Annotated in this window: 1 protein-coding gene; it reads left to right on the top strand. The window is 80.6% G+C overall.

Annotation, left to right across the window (positions count from 1 at the left end; translation table 11 throughout):
- Positions 1-428 (top strand): hypothetical protein (locus CRM73_RS19585; protein ID WP_229588849.1); only part of this gene is annotated, 428 nt, incomplete at both ends.

Here is a 428-nt window from a genome sequence, read left to right as displayed (position 1 = left end):
CCGCGCCGCCGAGCGGGCTGCTGGAGCTGACCCGGGTGCCGGGCGCCCGGGCCGCCCTGGCCGCCGTGCTCGAGCGCCCGCTGCTGACCGGGCTCCTGGAGTGGGGCACCAACCCCCTGCCGGAGCAGCCCCCGCTGGCCGTGGCGCGGGCCGCCCGGGACCTGGGCATCCCCGACGACGGGCGCGTCTACAAGGTGGTGCGCCGCCGCGCCGAGCGCTTCCTGGCGCGGGAGCACGACGGGTCCGAGCCGCTCGAGCAGTTCGTGACCCTGCTGAACGAGGCGGAGCGGGGCCACCGCGAGGACGGGCCCGTGCTCTCGGGCGAGACCCTGCCGCCGGCGGCTCCACCGGCGCCGGGTCCGACCGCGGGGTCCTCCTCCGCAGCCGGCCCGGCCGCCGACGGTGGCATCCGCCCGGCCACGCCCCCG

This window comes from Kocuria sp. CCUG 69068 (genome assembly GCF_020833785.1).
GTDB lineage: Bacteria > Actinomycetota > Actinomycetes > Actinomycetales > Micrococcaceae > Kocuria > Kocuria rosea.
Note: the sequence above shows the minus strand (reverse complement) of the source record. Positions and strands in the feature narration are given on the sequence as shown.